17 protein-coding genes are annotated in these 15,854 nt (G+C 71.5%); 9 read left to right on the top strand and 8 right to left on the bottom strand.

The genetic code is table 11. The features are described 5' to 3' along the window. The first annotated feature begins 164 nt into the window (after positions 1-164). Positions 165-500, top strand: a complete 336-nt coding sequence (locus tag AABA78_RS00715; protein ID WP_120530529.1) for a (2Fe-2S) ferredoxin domain-containing protein — start codon at positions 165-167, stop codon at positions 498-500. Positions 501-561: 61 nt separating this feature from the next. On the opposite strand, the gene AABA78_RS00710 is transcribed toward AABA78_RS00715, so the two are convergent. Together AABA78_RS00710 and AABA78_RS00705 are read right to left on the bottom strand one after the other, a co-directional pair. Continuing rightward, positions 562-1,278 carry a Bax inhibitor-1/YccA family protein gene (locus tag AABA78_RS00710; protein WP_338261143.1) on the bottom strand — a complete coding sequence of 239 codons (717 nt, stop codon included), beginning with the start codon at positions 1,276-1,278 and terminating at the stop codon, positions 562-564. A 73-nt stretch (positions 1,279-1,351) separates the two neighbouring features. Beyond that, positions 1,352-2,809: a hypothetical protein gene (locus AABA78_RS00705; RefSeq protein WP_370469441.1), complete on the bottom strand. Its 1,458-nt coding sequence runs from the start codon at positions 2,807-2,809 to the stop codon at positions 1,352-1,354. A gap of 183 nt (positions 2,810-2,992) precedes the next feature. Between AABA78_RS00705 and AABA78_RS00700 the strand changes: the two genes are divergently transcribed. The 5 genes from AABA78_RS00700 to AABA78_RS00680 all read left to right on the top strand — a co-directional run bounded on the left by AABA78_RS00700 (position 2,993) and on the right by AABA78_RS00680 (position 7,227). Next, a complete protein-coding gene (locus tag AABA78_RS00700) occupies positions 2,993-3,430 on the top strand; it encodes a hypothetical protein (protein ID WP_338261141.1) in 438 nt (145 codons plus the stop codon). A gap of 281 nt (positions 3,431-3,711) precedes the next feature. Further along, on the top strand, positions 3,712-4,203 hold the full coding sequence (locus tag AABA78_RS00695) for a hypothetical protein (RefSeq protein WP_338261140.1): 492 nt from the start codon (positions 3,712-3,714) through the stop codon (positions 4,201-4,203). Between the two features lie 40 nt (positions 4,204-4,243). Then, positions 4,244-4,855, top strand: coding sequence for a hypothetical protein (locus AABA78_RS00690; RefSeq protein WP_338261139.1), 612 nt, complete (start codon positions 4,244-4,246; stop codon positions 4,853-4,855). Between the two features lie 10 nt (positions 4,856-4,865). Further along, positions 4,866-6,605, top strand: a complete 1,740-nt coding sequence (locus AABA78_RS00685; RefSeq protein ID WP_338261137.1) for a hypothetical protein — start codon at positions 4,866-4,868, stop codon at positions 6,603-6,605. 73 nt (positions 6,606-6,678) lie between these two features. Further along, positions 6,679-7,227, top strand: coding sequence for an isochorismatase family protein (locus AABA78_RS00680; protein WP_338261136.1), 549 nt, complete (start codon positions 6,679-6,681; stop codon positions 7,225-7,227). A 27-nt stretch (positions 7,228-7,254) separates the two neighbouring features. Here the strand turns inward: AABA78_RS00680 and AABA78_RS00675 are convergent, their stop codons facing one another. The 6 genes from AABA78_RS00675 to AABA78_RS00650 form a co-directional block, all read right to left on the bottom strand. Beyond that, positions 7,255-8,127, bottom strand: coding sequence for a metal ABC transporter permease (locus AABA78_RS00675; RefSeq protein ID WP_171418142.1), 873 nt, complete (start codon positions 8,125-8,127; stop codon positions 7,255-7,257). Beyond that, positions 8,108-8,929 carry a metal ABC transporter ATP-binding protein gene (locus AABA78_RS00670; protein ID WP_370469436.1) on the bottom strand — a complete coding sequence of 274 codons (822 nt, stop codon included), beginning with the start codon at positions 8,927-8,929 and terminating at the stop codon, positions 8,108-8,110. The genes AABA78_RS00675 and AABA78_RS00670 overlap by 20 nt, the downstream gene beginning before the upstream one ends. Beyond that, positions 8,916-9,776 (bottom strand): hypothetical protein, encoded by an 861-nt coding sequence (locus AABA78_RS00665; RefSeq protein WP_338261133.1) that lies wholly within the window; start codon positions 9,774-9,776, stop codon positions 8,916-8,918. The genes AABA78_RS00670 and AABA78_RS00665 overlap by 14 nt, the downstream gene beginning before the upstream one ends. A gap of 4 nt (positions 9,777-9,780) precedes the next feature. Further along, a complete protein-coding gene (locus AABA78_RS00660; protein ID WP_338261131.1) occupies positions 9,781-10,704 on the bottom strand; it encodes a metal ABC transporter substrate-binding protein in 924 nt (307 codons plus the stop codon). Positions 10,705-10,726: 22 nt separating this feature from the next. Next, on the bottom strand, positions 10,727-12,100 hold the full coding sequence (locus AABA78_RS00655; RefSeq protein WP_338261129.1) for a zinc-regulated TonB-dependent outer membrane receptor: 1,374 nt from the start codon (positions 12,098-12,100) through the stop codon (positions 10,727-10,729). Between the two features lie 103 nt (positions 12,101-12,203). Next, on the bottom strand, positions 12,204-12,623 hold the full coding sequence (locus AABA78_RS00650) for a hypothetical protein (protein ID WP_338261128.1): 420 nt from the start codon (positions 12,621-12,623) through the stop codon (positions 12,204-12,206). Between the two features lie 266 nt (positions 12,624-12,889). Here AABA78_RS00650 and folE point away from each other — a divergent pair, with 266 nt between their 5' ends. The 3 genes from folE (at position 12,890) to AABA78_RS00635 (ending at position 15,854) form a co-directional block, all read left to right on the top strand. Then, complete coding sequence (gene folE / locus AABA78_RS00645; protein WP_338262357.1) at positions 12,890-13,459, top strand: GTP cyclohydrolase I; 570 nt, start codon at positions 12,890-12,892, stop codon at positions 13,457-13,459. After that, positions 13,456-14,883, top strand: coding sequence for an FAD-binding oxidoreductase (locus tag AABA78_RS00640; RefSeq protein WP_338261127.1), 1,428 nt, complete (start codon positions 13,456-13,458; stop codon positions 14,881-14,883). The genes folE and AABA78_RS00640 overlap by 4 nt, the downstream gene beginning before the upstream one ends. 230 nt (positions 14,884-15,113) lie before the next feature. Next, positions 15,114-15,854, top strand: coding sequence for a sigma-70 family RNA polymerase sigma factor (locus tag AABA78_RS00635; protein WP_120528004.1), 741 nt, complete (start codon positions 15,114-15,116; stop codon positions 15,852-15,854).

Below are 15,854 nucleotides of genomic sequence, written 5' to 3'. Positions count from 1 at the left end.
CAAGCGCTTGTGATCACTCGCGGATGTTTGCTGTCAGTCCGTGTAGCGAGCGTAGGAGCGCTCCCGGGCCCACGCGACAAACGGGCCGGGTGGGGTGGGCCTGGACGGTCGCCTGCTGAACGGGGGCATCGATTTCGACGCTCGGCCGCGTTAGGAGGCGAACCATGCCGCCTCCCTTCGAACGCCACGTCTTCGTCTGCACCAACCGCCGCCCGGACGGACACCCCAAGGGGTGCTGCGCCACCAAGGGGGGAGAGGAGGTGCGGGCCGCCTTCAAGGAGGAGCTCGACAAGCGCGGGCTCAAGCGGAGCATGCGCGCCAACGCGGCGGGCTGCGTGGACACGTGCGCGTTCGGCGTCTCCGTGGTCGTCTACCCGGAGGGCACCTGGTACGGCGGCGTGAAGGTGGAGGACGTGCCCACCATCGTGGAGGAGCACCTGGTGCAGGGCCGCCCCGTGGAGCGGCTGCTGATGCCCTTCAACAAGAAGGCGGAGCGCTGAAGGCGGTTGCCCGCCTCGCGCCCCGCCCTCGGGGAACTCCGTTGAGCCCTACCGCCCGAAGCTAGTCGCGGCGGTTGCCCAGCAGGCGCAGCAGCGACAGGAACAGGTTGATGAAGTCCAGGTAGAGGGTGAGCGCGCCCACGATGCTCACCGCGGTCGTGCTCTTGAAGCCGGTGCCCGCGTGGTACTCGCGCAGCTTCTGGACGTCGTACGCGGTGAGGCCCGCGAACACGAGCACGCCCGCGCAGGCGGTCACGAACGACACGGCGCTGCTCTGGATGAAGAAGTTCACCACGCTGGCGATGACGATGCCGATGAGCCCCATGAAGAGGAACGTGCCCCAGCCGCTCAGGTCCTTCTTCGTGACGGTGCCGTAGACGGCCATCGCGCCGTAGGTCGCGGCGGTGATGAAGAACACCTGGCCGATGGAGCTGGCCGTGTAGATGAGGAAGATGACCGACATGGTCACGCCGGTGAGCGCCGCGTAGCCCGCGAACATGACCGCGGCCACCGGACCGGACAGCCGGGGCGCCAGGATGGACAGGCCGAACACCACGCCCAGCTGCACCAGGAACAGCACCATCCGGTTCTGCACTGCCATGCGGAGCAGCGTCTCATTGGCCAGCGTCACCATCGCCATCACGCCGGTGAGCGCCAGGCCCGCGAACATCCAGCCGTGCACGCGCGACATGAACGCGCGCTGCGACTCCTGCACCAGGACGTCGTCTACCCGGGCCGCCTGCCCGCCCTGCCAACCACCTGATGATTCCCACGCCATGTGTTCCGTTTCCTTTCGGGCCGGGCCCCGCTGCGCCCTGGCCTCTGTCTAACGAGGAGCCTTGGGGGACGCCTTAAAGGGCCTTCCAGGCCAACAAAAGCTTTGAAGCCACTTCCGTCGTGATGAGCGGCAGGACACCCCCGCCGCCCACGATGTTGACGATCTCCGACATGGACCCACGGCACACCCCGCCCCACGCGGGCTGCTTCGCGAGCCCCACGGAGGCATACGCCGAGTAGTCCACGAAGAAGGAGGTCGGCAGCACGCTGTTCTGGCCGCAGAGCAGGTGCTCCTCCGGCTGCGTGTCCACCACCTCCTGCACCACGTAGCCGCCACCCTGGGGGGCCGTGGCGGCGAGTTCGCACAGCTCGGCCCACGTCTTGGACTCGCCGAAGGCGCCCTTGACGCGCTCCTCGTAGGGCACGGTGCCCACGGAGCGGCCCAGGAAGACGGCCTTGCCGCCGTAGTCCCACGCGCGCTTGAGCACGAAGCGCGCGGGCTCCTCCGCCACGCGCGCCACGATGTCGTCCACCGGCGCGCCGTCGGGGCCCACGCCGGGGCCGTGGCGGAAGGGGCGCGTCCACGGCACCGCCGCGCGCACCGCCTCCAGCTCGTCGGGGGTGAGGTCCGCGGCCTGCGCGAGCGCCGCGTCCGTCACCGCCTGGGACAACAGCGCGAACGTCGTCTTCACCTCCACCTGCGAGGCGGGCGGGTTGAGGAACACGGCCTTCTTCCCGGGAACGACGCCCAGGAAGTCCTCCACCCACGGGGCGGGGTTCTGCTCCAGCCGGCGCACGAAGAGGTGGCGGTAGACCAGGTCGTACTTCTTGCCGTTCACCGTGAAGGCGTCGTCCCCGGACACGTCCTCCGGGTGCACGATGTCCGCGTCCGCGCCGAACTCGCGGAAGCGCTCGCACAGCCAGCGCAGCTCCGTGATCTGCGCGTCGTTCTTGCGGCAGAGCAGCGCCACCGTGTCCGGCATCTTCCCGTCGCGCTCGGCCGCGTAGCCGTCCAGCAGCGCGCGGTAGAGCGCCAGCGCGTTGTTGCCGTTGAGCGTGATCAGCGCCGCGAGCGCCTTCTCCGGGTAGCGCAGGTGCTGCGCCACGACCTCGATGAAGGTGCGCGCCGCGATGTCCGAATAGCCCTGCATGGCCGGGATGGTGGCGTTCACCTCCAGCGCCCAGGGCCGGCCCGCGGACACGAAGTAGTCCACGCGCGTGGTGACGAGCTTGCGGCTCGCCTCCCAGGTGGCCTGCGCCAGGCGGCGCTCCAGCGGCGACAGCGCGCCCAGCAGCACCTCCGCGTCCGGGCCGCCCAGCATGGCGCGCGCCATCTTCATCGTCGCGGAGGCCAGCGTCGCGGACAGCAGCGCGCGGCGTTTGATCTCCTCCGCGTCCAGGATGACGGGCGTGGCGGTGATGGGGATGGGCTGGGTGCTGCCATCCGGCTTCGTCACCGCGAGGCCGCGCTGGTAGGCGGTCTTCGCCAGCTCCGGTCCGAAATAGTGTGCCTGCCTGCGCAGGACATCCATGAGCTCGTGCACGCGCGGAACCTACGACCCCAGGGGCTCGTGGGTCCACAACCCGCGACCCGCGCCGTTGTTCCCCATGTCCGCCACCTCGCCCTGCGGCCCGGGTCCTCTCTGCGTCCAGGCTTGCACCAGGGCCGCGAGGTCGCTTAAAACAACTCAGTTGCTTTACGAGACCGGGTAGACGTGAGCCGCCTCCGCCGCCACCCCAGCACGATCCGCTCCCTGCCGCGCCTGCTGGCGCTGCCGTGGGTGCTCGTGTGCGTGCTGGTGTACGTGGGCAGCGTGCTCCACTTCGCGCTCGTGCAGCACACCACGTGCCTGGAGCACGGGGACGTGATGCACGTGAGCGAGGCCTCGCACGCCGGGCCGTTGGAGGAGGAGCTCTCCTTCGACGATGCGCGCGTGGCGCGGGCGCCGGTGGCGAAGGCCGCGCCCCACGGCACGGAGGCCCACTGCCACCATGCCTTCTTCCGCCGTGAGGCTCCGCCTCCGGCCGGGTCCGCGCCCGTCGTGGCTGCGGTCTCCACGCGCTCGAGCCCGGCGCTGGCGGTGTTCCGCTTCCACGCGGCCCCCGTCGCGCTGCTGAGGCTCGCGCCCAAGTCGTCGCCGCCGCGCGCCTAGCCTCCGCCGTCGAAGCCCGCCCTCCCGGCCCCACGTGTGTTCGTGGGACGGGGTGCGCCGTGGCCACCGGAGTCCGGGTCGTGCGCGTTCCCGTTCACTGAACGGATCCGCCGCACGCGCGCGGGCGCTCCATCGCCGCGCGCACCCGCGCGCTTCGTGCCGCGGTCCCTCCTTCCAGTCCCGCCCGGTCCTTGCGCGCTCCCTCCTCTTGGGAGCGGTGCGCGTGGGGGCCGGGGGCTGGAGTTCCCGCAGTCCATCCCCGTGTCCATGGAGTCCCCATCATGAAGAAGAAGCTTCTGTCCGCGCTGCTGCTGTCCACCGCCCTCCTCACCGCCGGTTGCGGTGGTGACGACGAGGAGGCCCACGTCGACGAGGAGGGCTGCGAGCACCTGCAGAAGGGCCCCGCCGTCAGCGTCACCGCAGCCACCAGCGGCAACGGCCCGGCCGTGAGCAACGATCACAAGCGCTACGACATCGCGCTGGTGGACGTCGCTGGCGGCAAGGGCGGCGCGGTGTCCTTCGCCGTCTCCGAGGCCACGGACTACGTCCTCTATGCCAGCGCCCCGGTGCCGGTGAAGGTCACCAACGGCAGCGGCGCGGCGGTGGAGTTCGAGGAGAGCGCGACCAGTTCCTCGCTCTGCACGGACATCCAGGGCCGCTACGTCGTGCCGCTCACCGTGGGCACGCACACGCTCACCTTCGGCCCTTCGACCCTCTCCTCGGTGTCGCTCGTCATCGAGGAGTCGGGCGAGCACGACCACGACCACGAGTAGCCACCGCTTCACCTCTTTCCAATGAAGCCCGAGGCGCCCCATGTCCAAGGCCTCTTCTGGCAGTGCTCCATCCCTGCTTCCCTGCGACGTGCGCCGCGATGGCGACCGTCTGTTCGACGTGGCCATGTGGTGCCTGGGCCAGGACGTGCGTTGCCCGGACGGCAACGTGCTGCTCCGTCATGGCCTGGTGCGCGAGGCGCGTCCGCCGGGCGTGGAGGGACAGAGCGCGTACCAGGGGAGGCTTGGGGACGGGGGGCGCCTCACGCTGTGGGGCTTCGGCGCGCTGTGTGACGTGTGCGGCGCCGCCCTCTTCGTGCCGCGCGACGGCTTCGTGCCCCGGTGGGTGGAGGGCGCGCGCGGCACGGCCTTCCGCGTGGAGGACGTGGGCTTCCGGCGGGACGTGGCCACGGGGCCGGAGCGCAGGGCGGCGCGGGCGGGGCTCGCGCTGCTGGCGGACTGGCTCGCGGAGTACGAGGCGTGGGTGGCCCGCGACGTGGGCCTGGCCTGGCGGCGCGAGTGTCTGGCGGCGCGGCGCAAGGCCTCTCCCATCCCCGCGGAGGAGCTGTCCACCGCCTGGAGGCGGCTGGCCGTGCGAGTGCGCGCGACCGACGCCTCGGTACAACACCCTGTCGCTCCGATGACCGGAGCGTGAGGAGGACACCATGCTGGCACGTCTGTTCCGAGCCGATGCCCCGTCCGTCCATGCCCACGTCGCGTGGGAGGACCTGCCGGACGAAGCCCTTCCCACGCCGCCGCTGCGAGACGGACTGGGAAGCGCCCACCTGCGCGTGACGACGCGGGTTCCCCTGGCGCAGGCGTACTTTGATCAGGGCCTGCGCCTGCTGCACCTGGGCTGGGCGCTGGAGGCCCGGCGCGCCTTCGCGGAGGCCGCGCGGCAGGATGCGTCCCTCGCCATGGCGTGGTGGGGGCTCGCGCTGGCCCGGGGCGTGGGGCAGCGCTTCGCGGCGGACCGCGCGGAGGCCATCCGCAAGGCGCTGACGCTGGCGGAGGGCGCCACCGACGTGGAGCAGCGGCTGGTCGTCGCCGCCAGCCTCCTCGCGGAGAAGGGGCCCGCCAATGGCAGACACGCCTTCGTGCGTGAGATGGAGTGCCTCGTCGACCGCTTCCCCGAGGAGCCCGAGCCGCGCCTGCTGCTCGCGGGCTTCCTGCTGGACGGGTACGAATCCGACGGACGTCCCGGGCAGGGACAGCCCTATGCGCAGATGCTCCTGCGCGACCTGCTGCGCACGCACCCGGACCACGCGGGCGTGCACGTGGCCTGGGTGCAGGCGTGGCTGCCCAGCGCCCGGCCGGAGACGGCGCTGGAGAGCGCGGAGCTGCTTCCGTCGCTCGTGCCCGCGGGAAGCCCCGCGCTGCTCGCCGCCGGACGGCTGCTGCTGCGCGTGGGCCGGGCGGCGGAGGCGAACCGCATCCTGGAGGCCGCGGTGACGGCGGACGACGCGTACCTCGCGCGGGAGTCGCTGCCGCTGGACGTGGCGCCGAGCGCGGACACCGCCCTGCGCCTGCTCAGCGAAGGCTGCGTGGAGGTGGGGCAGTACCGGGGCGCGCAGGTCTGGGCCCGCAAGCTGCGTCAGCGCGTGGAGGCCTCGGGAGGCCAGCCGCAGGCGGTGCTCTTCGCCGCCACCACGCTCGTCGCCGCGCACCTGCGCTTCGGCTTCAGCCGGGCGGCGGCGGAGGTCCCCATGGAGCTGGGAGACAAGGCCACCGTCGCGGAAGCCGGGCTGCGCGACGCCGTGCGCCTGTACACGCGAGGCGTCTGTGCCCTGGAGACGGGACGGCTGGGCGACGTGGAGCGCGCGTGCGGAGCCCTGGACGCGCGGGTGCTCACGCTGTCGGAGGCGCCGCGTTCAGAAGGCCGCGCCCTGTGCCCTCGCGACGTGGCGCGCACGGTGGAGGTGGCCGCGCAGGAGCTGCGGGGCACGCTGGATGCGCGGCGCGGAGACTCCGGCCGCGCGGAGGCCGCGCTCACGCGAGCGCTGCGCCTGGAGCGCCGCCTGCGTCCGGTGGGCCCCGCGCTCTTCTGCCGTCCGCCCCGTGAGACGCTGGCCCGCGTGCGCCTGCGCTCCGGCCGCGAGGAGAAGGCCCTGGAGCTGGCGCTGGAGCGGGCAGGGGAGCGGCCCGGATGTGGCCACTGCATGTTGCTGGTCGCGGAGGCCCACGTCGCCTGCGAGTGCATGTCCGAGGCGGCGCGGGACTTCGCCGTGGTGCTGGACCTGTGGCGCGACGCGGATCCCCACCTGCCGGGCCTGCAACGCGCGCGAGGCTTCGCGGCCCATCCGGGTCGGGGCCGCGCCGCGCTCCGCGGGGTGCCGGACGCACCGGTGGACACCGCGCCCGCACCCCGGGGCGGGAAAGCGACCTGGACCGTTCACGGCGGCTGAGCGCACGCGCCGCCGCGCTTGACGGGAGGCGCGGCGTTCGCGTCACTAGGGGCCATCCTCCAAGGAGCCGCCCATGCCGTCGTTCCGCCTGAAGCCCGAGCAGGCCGCGCTGCTCGTCGTCGACATCCAGGAGCGCCTGTGCGCCGCGATGGACCGCGACGCCCTGGACCGCATGCTCGCGCGCACCGGCGCCGCCGTCGAAGGCGCGCGGGCCCTGGGCCTGCCCGTCATCGTCACGGAGCAGTACCCGCAGGGGCTGGGCCGCACGCACTCGCTCCTCAAGCTGCGCCTGGGGGAGTTCAAGCCGCTGGAGAAGATTGAATTCTCCGCCGCCACGCCGGACGTGCTCTCCGTGCTGGGGGACCGCAAGCAGGTGCTGATCACCGGCATGGAGACGCACATCTGCGTCTTCCAGACGGCGCGCGACCTGGCGGACAGCGGCCGGGAGCCGTGCCTGCTCGCGGACGCCGTGCTGTCCCGCGCGGAGGAGGACCGCCGCGTGGGGCTGGAGCTGTGCCGCGACGCGGGCGCCCGCATCCTCACCGTGGAGTCGGCCCTGTTCGACATGCTGGGCCGCGCGGGCACGCCCGAGTTCAAGAAGGTGTCCGCCGCCGTCCGCTGAACCCCGGGACGACGGCGGAACCGCCGCTCACGCCCTGCGCTTGAAGGGCACCTGCACCAGGCGCACGAGCATCATCAGCAGCACCAGCACCCCGGACAGGACGGTCTGCGAACCGCCCACCGGGAAGTCGTAGAAGTACGCGAACAGGTACCCGCCCGCGCCCGCGATGCCGCCCAGCACGGTCGCCGTGAAGAAGGTCCACGGCAGCCGCAGGTCCAGCACCAGCGCGGCGATGGCCGACAGCGTGGAGAACGCGAAGACAGGCAGGGCGCCCAGCGCCCGCGCGCACACGCCCACCATGATGCCGATGGACACCATCAACACCGTGTCCAGCAGCTTCACCGGCAGCCCCTGCACGGTGGCGCCGATGCGGTCGAAGCTCACGAAGGCGATGCCCCGGAACCACCACAGGTGCAGCACCATCAGCACCGCGCCCGCCACCGCCACCGCCTGGAGTTGATCCGGCGTCACCAGCACCGCGGTGCCGAAGAGGATGCCCTGGATGTCGTGCGCCTCCTGCGCGATGCGGTCGCCCACCAGGATGGCCGCGCCGCCCGCGAAGGCGAACGCGCACCCCAGCAGGCTCTCCCGCGACAGCCGCAGCCTCGCGGGCTCCACCATCAACAGCAGCGTGGCCGCCACCGACAGCACCACCGCGCCAATGAGCGGATCCACGTGCACGCCCAGGTGGATCTCCGCGAAGAAGGCCAGCGCCACGCCCAGGCCGGCGGTGTTCGTCACCGCCGCGCTGACGAACACCATGCGCCTGAGCACGACGTAGACGCTGAGGAAGCCCAGCACGCACCCGGCGATGAGCGCGCAGAGGATGGGGTCGCGGAACAGCTCCCAGCCCGCCTGGAACTGTTCCCACTTCGAGGGCTCAAGCAGGGTTGTTTCCACGGTGGGGTCCCTGGGGCGCGCTGTGGCAGTAGTCGTCGCCGTACTGGCGGCGGAAGGCGGGGTGGCAGAATACGGTGCGCGCATCGCCCATGACGAAGCAGCGGTGCTCGCGGTCCACGAAGAGGATGACGTCGGCGTGCTCGGCGGCGACGGACATGTCGTGGCTCACCACCACCACGCCCAGGCCCCGGTCGTGCGCGAGCGCGCACAACCGCAGCATCGTCTGCTTCTCCGCCACGGCATCCATCGCGGCGGTGGGTTCATCCAGCAGCACCACGTCCGCCTCCGTGGCGATGACCCGTGCCAGCAGCGCGCGCTGCTTCTCGCCGCCGGACAGGTCGCGGAAGGGCCGCTTCGCGATGCCGCGCGCGCCCGCTGTGTCGAGCGCCGCCTCCACCTTCTGCCGGTCCGTCTTGCTGGGGAAGGGCCGCAGGAAGTTCCATCCGGACAGCCGTCCCCAGCTCGTCAGCTCCCGCGCATGCACGGGCAGCAGCGAGTCGATGGCCGACATCTGCGGCACGTACGCGCTGCGGATGTTCGGCCCGGCCAGGGTGATGCGGCCGGACACCGGAGGGATGAGCCCCAGCAGCGTCTTGAACCAGGTGCTCTTGCCGGAGCCGTTGCGGCCCACCACCGCCACGAACTGGCGGCGGCGCACCACCAGGTCCATGGGCGGCAGGATGTCCTTGCCCCCGTAGCCGATGACGAGCTGCTCGCACTTCAACAGCGGCTCGCCCGGCTCCACTGGCGCCGCGGCGCGGTGTCCCCGGTCCAGCTCCGTCTCGTGCTCACCGTGAGCCACGGTTCACCTCCGCGGTGGGGCTCAGTGCGGCCACCTTCTCCAGGAGCGCGGCGCGCACCGCCGCGTTCACGGGCGCGTCCAGGTCCACCACGCCGTCGGCGCCCGGCGTCGCGGCGGCCCAGTCCACCGCGTCGAAGAGGGCCGGCGTCAGCTCCAGCTTCAGGCCCAGCTCCACGCGTGGGGCGTTCTCGCGGTCGGACGGCACGTCCAGGTCGCCGGTGAGCACCGCCACCGGCGTGGCCTCCGCGCCCGCCACCGTCGCGGTGAGGCGGAAGGGCAGGGCCCCGGCGAAGCGCGCCGGGACGCGGCCATCGCGCACGCTGCCCGTCATGCGCAGACCGGTGACGGACCAGCGCCCGCGCGACAGCGTCGTCCTCCCCAGCTCGCACGCGGGCTCGCAGGTGAGGCCGCGCGCCGCGGGCGACAGCAGGTCCAGCTCCGCGTCCACCGGCAGGTTGGCCACCGTGACGGTGGTGCTGCCACCGCCGCCCAGCTCCGCCTCGATGTCCTCGTAGTCCACGAGCGCCCCGGAGTCGCTGTGGCAGTGCCCGTTGTGGCACAGCGTGTAGCCCGGTGGCGGCGAGGAGGGGTCGAACGTCGTGCTGCCGCCCCCGCCGGAGCTGGCCAGCAGGTCGATGCTGCCCAGGCTCACCGTGCCGGTGTCCATGCGCACCTGGAAGTCGGAGGCGAGCGCCTGGTAGCCGTCGCCCGCGTTCCGGCCGGACAGCGGCGTGTACGCGGCCTCGACGGAGGGCTCCAGCACCGCGAAGCCTTCGCCCGCGTCGAACGCGCACCCGGACACGAGCGCGAAGGGGAGCAACCATGCTCTGGAAGAGAAGCGCTTCATGGCGTCATCCCCCCTTCCCGGCGAGGCCCTGCTCCAGCCGGGTCACCATCAGCTCCATGCGCTGCACGTACGTCTGGCTCGAGCGGAAGTCGGTGCCGCCGGGCAGCGTGACGAGCGCGGCGGGGATCTTCGACGCCACGAGCTTCGCGATGTTGTCCGGGTAGTAATCCTCCCGGACCACCAGCTTCACATTGCTCGCCTTGCCCTTCGCCAGCACCTGCGCGACGTGGGACGGGTTCGGCGGGATGCCCGGCTTGGGCTCCAGGTACGCGAGGGTGTTGAAGCCCAGCCAGTCCTGCAGGTACGCCGTCGTGCGGTGGTACGCGATGACGGGCACGCCCTTGAGGCCCGCCAGCCGCTTCTCCCAGCCCGCCTGCGCCGTCTGCACCTCCTGCGTGAACTTCGCGAGGTTGGCCTTGTAGGCGGCGGCGTTCTTCGCATCCAGCTGCGACATGCGCGCCTCGATGGCGGCCGCGACCTTCAGGGCCTGCCGCGGATCATAGAGGTAGTGCGGGTTGCCGCCGGGGTGCACGTCACCCTGGCTGCGGTCCACCTGCCCCGCGGGCACCTCCTGGAGGTTCACGGAGCGCGACGCGTCCAGGTAGCCCGGGTTGCCCGTCTGGATGCGGCTGTTGCGCGCGCCGAGCTGGAGCGTGGGCAGCCAGCCGATCTCCAGGTCCAGGCCCGCGGCGATGAGCAGGTCCGCGCGGTTGAGCGCGAGCGCCAGGTTCGGCTTGGCGTCCACGAAGTGCGGGTCCTGCGTGGACAGCGCGAGCGCGGTGACGTCCGCCTTGTCCCCGCCCACGGCCCTGGCCAGCGCGGCCAGGTCCGGGAGGGTGGCGACGACCTTCAGGTCCGCGCGGGCGGGAACGGCGGTGAGGCTGACGACGGCGGCGCACACGGCCGCGAACAGGCGAAGGGAACGCATGGAAGGGCTCCGGAAGAAGGGGTCAGAACGCATGGGCACCGTGGGCGCCGGTCACGACTTCAAGGGCGAGGAAGGCCGAGTAGTCCGGCGAAGTGCGCCAGCCCACGCGGTCCGTGGCGGCCTGCAGGCGCAGGCGGGAGAACTCCGTGGGCCAGAACGTCACCTCCGCGGTGATGCGGTGGCGGTCGGAGATCCACTCGGGGTCGAGCGGATCATTCGCGACGCGGCCCTCCTGCGTCTTCGCGGCCGAACCGAACTCGTAGCGCAGACCCGTGGCCCAGCGGTTGGAGAAGCGCCACACCGTCTGCGCATAGCCGCCCCAGTCCGACAGCACGTCCTCCGGGACCTGCCGGCGGCGGTAGAGCACCTCCGCCTGGAGCACCAGCTGCTGCGCGCTCTGCGACGTGATGGGCCGGAACTTCAGGTAGACGTCCGTGCCGTAGAGGGTGGTGCTGTTGCGGTAGCCCGTGGCGTTGGGGCCCGTGGCGGCGGACAGGCCCCACAGGAGCGACAGGTCATCCGACAGCGCGAAGAACTGCTTCACCGCGCCGGTGAGCTGGAAGTCCAGCGGCGACAGCACACGCTCGTTGGCGGCGCCGAAGAAGCTGCGTGCGGTGGCCTCGCCGTTCGCGTCGGTGGCGCTGCCCACCACCTCCACGTACCAGGGCAGCGGCGTGAGCCACGAACCCTCCACGCCCAGCCCGCGGTTGCCCTCCGCGCCGAAGTAGCGGCTCATGATGAAGGGCTGGTCCACGAAGTCCCACGCGTGCGGGTGCGTGGCGTTGATCCGGCCGAAGCGGGTGAGGAACTGGCCCGCGCGCACCTGGAGGTTGGCGGGCAGGTCCAACGTGGTGACGTAAGCCTCCTCGATTTCGACGCCGAACTGGCTGAAGACGAGGTTGCTGTCGAAGCGGAAGTACGGGTCGACCACGGAGCCGACAGACAGCTCCAGTTGCTGGAGGTTGAAGCCGTTGCGCGTGGGGTCGTGCGCGCCGCCCTGCAACGGCTCCTTGGCGGTGAAGGCCGCCAGCGCCATGTCCAGGATGAAGCTCAGGTTGAGGAAGTTCGTCCCACCGGAGATGGCGTTGGGCAGCTTGAGCGGCGTCACGCCGGAGTCGTTCGTCGCGGTGGGCGACGCCGGGGAGGTGTCGCCGGACGGACGCGCGCGCGTGCTCGTGTCCGTGCCCAGCGCCTTCTCAATCTCCTCCATCTCCTCCGGACTCAGCGCCGGTGCGTCCTCGGCGGGCGCGGCCTGGGCAGGGGCAGGGGATTCAGCGGGAGGGGGAGACGCGGTGGAGGGAGGCGATGACTGCTGGGCCCAGGCGGCGGTCGCGGACAACTGTGCGGCGAGCACGACGGCGAGGGCGCGGGGATTCCTGCGCGGAAGGGATGACACGGGGGGTTGCTCCTCATGACCGGCCGGTCGAGGAGCATGCGCATGCGCGCTCCACGACGACCGTCGACCTGATGACCTGCTTCACGGACACGACACGCGGGCACTACGCGTGCGTCGGAGGCGAGGCCTTGGGCGCGATGTCGAGGACGGCGAGCGGCGCGAAGGAGCGAGGCGGCGCGGTGGCTGGGTGCTGGCTCTCCACGCACACCGAAGCGGAGGCGACGGCAGCGCCCGCGAGCGCCTCCACCTGCGGGGCGGCCGTGAGCAGCGGGCACGTCTCGTGGTTGAGGCCCGTCGCATCCGCCACCGCGGGCGGCACGGACGCGATGACGGGGGCGCGCTCGGTGAAGCGGGACAGCGCCGGGTTCGCGCGCCGCGCGTCCTCTTCGAACGTCTGGTGCTGCGGACAGAACCGGTGCGCGTGCTGCTCCACGTGCAGCGCCAGACCCAGCGGCTGGGCACCCCAGAGCGCGACGAGCAGCATCGCGGTGAGGCGGGCAAGGGTGTGGGCGCGCGAGAGCATCAGTGGGTCCCGGCTGGCTTACTGTCGCCCCCCGGGAGTGTCAAGGCAGGCAGGGGCATCCCTCTTTCTGACGGGTATGTCTGACACGGACGGGTCGTTTTCATTCCGGACGTCCCTCGTGGCCGCATCGGTTAGGTTGAAAGGGCTCCACCGTCACCGCCCCCGCGCCAGGAGTTCCGCCGCCCGTGCCTCCCTCCCGCCCCCGCCGCCGCGCTCCTGTCGCCAAGGCCCCGGCCCCTCGCGCCGTGCGCCCCGATCCCGCCGCCATGGCCCGGGCGGTCCGCGACTTCCTCACCGCCGCGGGGCTCGACCTCCAGGACGTGAACCTGGTGGACACGCCCACGCGCGTGGCCGACGTGTGGGCGAACGGCTTCCTCGACGGCTACGGCCGCACGCCCGAGGAGGCGCTCGGGAAGACCTACCCCGCGCCCGCGGACTCCTCCGGGGAGCTGGTGGTGGTGACGGACCTGCGCTTCCATTCCATGTGCCCGCACCACCTGCTGCCCTTCACCGGCCGCGCGCACGTCGCCTACGTGCCGGGTTCGCGCGTGGTGGGCTTCGGGCGCATCGGGGCGCTGGTGGACTCCTTCGCGCACCGGCTCATCCTCCAGGAGGACCTGGCCCGGCAGGTGGCGCGCTCGCTCGCCCGCGTGCTCGGAAGCCCCGCCACCGCCTGCATCCTGGAGGCGGAGCAGGCCTGCTTGCGGCTGAGGGCCGACCACCAGCGCGACGCCGTCACCCACGCGGAGGCTTATGAAGGGCGCCTGCGGCGCGACGGCCCGCTGCGCCGCGAGCTGTGGGCCCGCCTGGGGGCGCGGCCGGGGGCGGGAAGATGAACCCCGCGGCCCAACGCTTCGACCGGGTGGCGCCCGAGCGCGTGGCGGAGGTGCTGGAGGCCCTGGCGGGCGTGCTGTCCGAAGGCCAGGTGAAGCGCGACGCGGACACGCTCGACGCCTACGCGCGCGACGAGTCCGACAGCGGCGTCTACCGGCCCGACGCCGTCCTCCTTCCGGAGACGACCGCGCAGGTGTCCGCCATCTTCAAGGCGTGCCAGGCGCACGGCGTGCCCTTCACCCCCTGCGGCGCGCGCAGCGGCAAGAGCGGTGGCTCGCTGCCCCTCAAGGGCGGCATGGCGGTGAGCCTGGAGCGCATGAACCGGATCCGCTCCATCTCCACGGAGGACCTCACCGCGGTGGTGGAGCCCGGCGTGGTGACGGGCGACCTGATGAAGGCCGTGGAGGCCCAGGGCCTCTTCTATCCGCCCGACCCGAACTCCTGGGAGTTCTGCACCCTGGGCGGCAACGTGGCGGAGAACGCCGGCGGCCCGCGCGCCCTGAAGTACGGCGTCACGCGCGACTACGTCATCGGCCTGGAGTGGGTGATGCCGGATGGCGAGGTGCTGCGCGTGGGCCGGCGCACCATCAAGGGCGTGGCCGGCTATGACCTGGTGGGGCTGTTCGTCGGCTCCGAGGGCACGCTCGGCGTGGCCACCGAAATCACGGTGCAGCTGATTCCGCTGCCCCGCCAGGTGATGACCGCGCTGGTGGTGTTCCCCTCCGTGCTGGAGGCGGCGCGGGGCGTCTCCGCGGTGCTCGCCGCCGGCATCCTGCCGCGCTGCCTGGAGCTCATCGACGAGGTCGCCGTCCAGGCCATCGTGCACCGGGGCAGCTTCCAGTTCCCCCCGGGCGCGGGCGCCGCCCTCATCGCCGAGGTCGACGGCAACACGCCCGAAGGCGTCTTCGCGGAGCTCCAGCTGCTGGGGGGCATCTGTGAACGGCACGGCGCCACCCAGACCCTGGTGGCCCAGGACGAGTCCCAGCGCGAGAAGCTGTGGGCCGCGCGGCGCGTGATCTCCCCGGCCCTGCGCGCGCTCAAGCCAGCCAAGATCTCCGAGGACATCGTGGTGCCCCGCTCGAAAATTCCCGAAATCATCGAGCGGCTGAAAAAAATGGGCGGAGAGCTGGGGCTCACCGTCGCCACGTATGGCCACGCCGGGGACGGCAACCTGCACGCCAACATCCTCTACGACGGCCCCGCCCAGCGCCCCCTCGTCGACGAGGCGCTGCGCCGCATGCTGATGCTCACCGTGGAGTTGGGCGGCACCATCACCGGAGAACACGGGGTGGGGCACGCGAAGCGGGAATATCTGGCGCTGGAGCAGTCGCCCGCGCTGCTGGAGCTGCAGCGCCGCCTGAAGGCCTTTTTCGACCCATCAGGCCTGCTCAACCCCGAGAAAATCTTCCCCGCCGCCAAGCGTTGAAAGCTTCGTGGCCGGAAACGTAGGTGCTGTCCCACCCGTCGCGTCGCACGCCCTCAAAGGCCCGGAAGGGCAGGTGCGTGACGGGCTTTTGACAAGGGTAAGCGGGCGAAATGCCCTTCTTGGAAGGAATGAGAAACCCTTTCCGTCGTTGCGCGTCCTAGTGACAGATGGACGCGGTTCGTCGGGGGATTCATCGCGTCCGGCAGTTACGAACGGAAGGACGGGAAATCATGGCCAACTCGACGAAGTACGCGGCAGAGGGCCTTTCGCATTACCTGCGTCACCTGGGCGGGCACCAGCAGCTCACGCGTGAACAGGAGTACGAGCTGGCCCGCCAGGCCCGCAAGGGTGACGAGAGCGCCCGACAGACGCTCGCCAGCTCCAACCTCGCTTTCGTGGTCGCCGTGGCGAAGAAGTTCGCCAACCGCGGGGCCCGCCTGGACGACCTCATCCAGGAAGGCAACGTGGGCTTGATGAAGGCCATCGAGCACTTCGACCCGAAGAAGAACGTGCGCTTCGCCACCTATGCCGTGTGGTGGATCCGCGCCTACATCACCCGCTACCTGAAGGACAACCGCAGCCAGGTGCGCGGAGGTGAGGCGGAGCGCGGCAGCATGGTGGACTTCTCGCTGGACGCCACCATCGACGAGGAGGGGGAGACGACCTTCCTCGACCGCATCGAGGACGGCGGTCCCTCGCCGCAGGAGACCTTCCTCTCCCGCGAGCAGGACACCGAGATCCAGGAGGCCCTGGCCAAGGTGCGCAAGCGCATTGGCGACCTGGGCTGGGACATCCTCCAGGAGCGCCTCACGCAGGACAAGCCGCTGACGCTGGAGGAGCTGGGCCAGCGCTGGGGCGTGTCGCGCGAGCGCGTGCGCCAGGTGGAGCTCAAGACGAAGAACTTCCTGGAGCGCTACCTCATCGCGTTCAACGAGAACGAGGAGCACACCGCCACGGCCGACGCGGCCTGA

The organism is Corallococcus caeni (assembly GCF_036245865.1).
Lineage (GTDB): Bacteria > Myxococcota > Myxococcia > Myxococcales > Myxococcaceae > Corallococcus > Corallococcus caeni.
The sequence above is the reverse complement of the archived record's forward strand: the minus strand, read 5'-3'. Positions and strand labels throughout refer to the sequence as shown.

Excerpts from the sequence above, each read along its gene's own strand:
- AABA78_RS00715 (WP_120530529.1), top strand. The coding sequence starts at position 165 with ATGCCGCCTCCCTTCGAACGCCACGTCTTCGTCTGCACCAACCGCCGC.
- AABA78_RS00710 (WP_338261143.1), bottom strand. The coding sequence starts at position 1,278 with ATGGCGTGGGAATCATCAGGTGGTTGGCAGGGCGGGCAGGCGGCCCGG.
- AABA78_RS00705 (WP_370469441.1), bottom strand. The coding sequence starts at position 2,809 with ATGGATGTCCTGCGCAGGCAGGCACACTATTTCGGACCGGAGCTGGCG.
- AABA78_RS00695 (WP_338261140.1), top strand. The coding sequence starts at position 3,712 with ATGAAGAAGAAGCTTCTGTCCGCGCTGCTGCTGTCCACCGCCCTCCTC.
- AABA78_RS00690 (WP_338261139.1), top strand. The coding sequence starts at position 4,244 with ATGTCCAAGGCCTCTTCTGGCAGTGCTCCATCCCTGCTTCCCTGCGAC.
- AABA78_RS00685 (WP_338261137.1), top strand. The coding sequence starts at position 4,866 with ATGCTGGCACGTCTGTTCCGAGCCGATGCCCCGTCCGTCCATGCCCAC.
- AABA78_RS00680 (WP_338261136.1), top strand. The coding sequence starts at position 6,679 with ATGCCGTCGTTCCGCCTGAAGCCCGAGCAGGCCGCGCTGCTCGTCGTC.
- AABA78_RS00665 (WP_338261133.1), bottom strand. The coding sequence starts at position 9,776 with ATGAAGCGCTTCTCTTCCAGAGCATGGTTGCTCCCCTTCGCGCTCGTG.
- AABA78_RS00660 (WP_338261131.1), bottom strand. The coding sequence starts at position 10,704 with ATGCGTTCCCTTCGCCTGTTCGCGGCCGTGTGCGCCGCCGTCGTCAGC.
- AABA78_RS00650 (WP_338261128.1), bottom strand. The coding sequence starts at position 12,623 with ATGCTCTCGCGCGCCCACACCCTTGCCCGCCTCACCGCGATGCTGCTC.
- folE (WP_338262357.1), top strand. The coding sequence starts at position 12,890 with ATGGCCCGGGCGGTCCGCGACTTCCTCACCGCCGCGGGGCTCGACCTC.
- AABA78_RS00640 (WP_338261127.1), top strand. The coding sequence starts at position 13,456 with ATGAACCCCGCGGCCCAACGCTTCGACCGGGTGGCGCCCGAGCGCGTG.
- AABA78_RS00635 (WP_120528004.1), top strand. The coding sequence starts at position 15,114 with ATGGCCAACTCGACGAAGTACGCGGCAGAGGGCCTTTCGCATTACCTG.